Source organism: Rhizobium sp. CF142 (genome assembly GCF_000281145.1).
Lineage (GTDB): Bacteria > Pseudomonadota > Alphaproteobacteria > Rhizobiales > Rhizobiaceae > Rhizobium.
This window is the reverse complement of sequence record NZ_AJWE01000001.1, coordinates 1-1949: the sequence shown is the minus strand read 5'-3', so window position 1 is coordinate 1949 and position 1949 is coordinate 1. Positions and strand designations below refer to the sequence as shown.

Genomic DNA, 1949 nt, shown 5'->3' with positions numbered 1-1949 from the left:
CGGCAGCCGGCGGCAGACACAAACGCCGTGCGACCAATTCAATCACTATCGTCGCCATCAAGAGGAGGACGAGAAATTCATACGTCGATTCAGCGGACATTTCGTTCGGAACTTGCTTTTTTTCGGTTATTGTATTGCGCCGGAAAACAGCCGAATGATCTCAGCCAGGTTACATCGCATCTGGTAATATTCCCGAGAAGCCGTCCTTTGGATTGGACGATAATACTGCGCTTGGAAATTCTGGCCAATATGCGACCGACCGTGCAAAGGACGCCACCTCTGCCCGGCTGAACAACCCCATTCCGATTGGCAGCCTAATGCTCGAGACAGGATCTAATCCCGCTGTGAGAGTCTGCGGTCGAGAAGCGGGGAAGATGATATTCCAAACGGCAATAGCGCGATCCAAGAAGTCGGGTGACGGATCGACTAACCTCTTCGCATTCAAGAACGAAGAATTGGAGCCCCCATGGCTGACTTGCCCTTGATTACACCGCATGACTGCGCGCTTCTTTTGATCGATCAGCAGGCTGGCTTGGCCTTTGGGGTCGAGTCGATCGCTCGGCAAACCCTCCTTGGAAACGCCGTGGCGCTGGCGAAGACGGCAAAACTGTTCGAGCTGCCGATCATCGCCTCAACATCCGCTTCGACTGTCTATAGCGGACCGATCATGCCGGCGATCCAGGCCGCTATCGGCGACGTGAAATCGATCGAGCGTCGGAACATGAATCTTTGGGAAGATGAGACCGCACGTGCCGCTGTCGTCACCTCCGGCCGTAAGCGTCTCATTGTTTCCGGCCTTCTTACCGAAGCGTGCGTTTCCTTTCCAGTTCTGTGCGCCATTGCAGAGGGCTACGATGTTTCTGTCGTCGCGGACGCCTGCGGTGGACTGACGCCGGAAAGTCATGCTCTTGCATTGCGGCGAATGGAGGCGGCCGGAGCAACTATGACGTCCTGGATTCAGGTCCTTCTCGAGCTTCAGAGAGACTGGACAAGACATGAAACCTATGCCGGAGCGAGAGGCATTGTTGAAGCTCACGCCGGCGGCTATGGCATTGGACTCTCATACGCTCGCGATATGATTCATCCGCCGCAGGCGGCAATACCTCCCAAGAACTAAGTCGGTCTGGGGCTGGCAGGAATCACGCGGGTTCGTATCGCGTCCTGTCGGCAATATCTTGCTCCCGAACACCGCGCTTTCTGGTCGGGCGTTGTCGCAACGCTCGGCCTAGTCTACCGGGCTCTTCGACATTTTGTCATTGACAGATAAGCCCTATCTTGGCGGCACTTCGGATGCCACAGGGTCGAATGGCTTTGGCGCTCCCCGAAGGAAGTTCATCATGGTCGAAAAAGTCGCTGCGACATCTCCCACCTCCTCTTCCTCGGCGACGCAGATAAACCACAGCGCTTCGATTACCTCGGAGCCAGACAGGGCCTGGGTTGCGGGACGGGAGGCCCAGATCACTGCAGGTCTCGAAATGATGAACGAAGAGCGTGCCGCGCTCAGGGGCGAAAGCCATGACGACGATAAGGTCAACGAGGATGAGCAAGCCTCCGAGCGACACCTCGATCACCATTCCGGAAAGGCTCATCCTCATGAGGAAATCGCTGAGGATAGGAGGTTGTCGGGAGAGAGCATCCGCATCGGGAAAGGCAACCTGGAGGAAGAGATCCCCTTTGGCGAACATGTCGGATTCGTCTGAAGATTGAGCCTAGCCAAGTCGAGAATGTGAATCGTTGGAGTTGCTTAGCCGCCTTGACAGACCGACCAGCCGCCAGTCCCCGTGACAGACGCTGTTTGTTAGTGAGCGCCTTGAAGGGACTCGAACCTTCGGCCCCTTAACACCCTGACATCTGCCACGCTGGTTTCGTTATGGAAATGGATCTAAATGGGAATTGTATGGGCCGCGCGGTTTTCGGAACGCGCGGCCAATCCGATCGAATGGCGGCTT

The 1949-nt window shown here is 56.1% G+C and carries 2 protein-coding genes; both read left to right on the top strand.

What is annotated here, in order from left to right:
• Nucleotides 1-466: 466 nt before the first annotated feature.
• Nucleotides 467-1117, top strand: a complete 651-nt coding sequence (locus tag PMI11_RS00010; RefSeq protein WP_007811875.1) for a hydrolase — start codon at nucleotides 467-469, stop codon at nucleotides 1115-1117.
• A gap of 220 nt (nucleotides 1118-1337) precedes the next feature.
• Nucleotides 1338-1700 (top strand): hypothetical protein, encoded by a 363-nt coding sequence (locus PMI11_RS00005; RefSeq protein WP_007811873.1) that lies wholly within the window; start codon nucleotides 1338-1340, stop codon nucleotides 1698-1700.
• Nucleotides 1701-1949 lie beyond the last annotated feature (249 nt).

Bases quoted from the DNA above. Each gene is read 5' to 3' on its own strand.
- PMI11_RS00010 (WP_007811875.1), top strand. From the start codon at position 467: ATGGCTGACTTGCCCTTGATTACACCGCATGACTGCGCGCTTCTTTTG.
- PMI11_RS00005 (WP_007811873.1), top strand. From the start codon at position 1,338: ATGGTCGAAAAAGTCGCTGCGACATCTCCCACCTCCTCTTCCTCGGCG.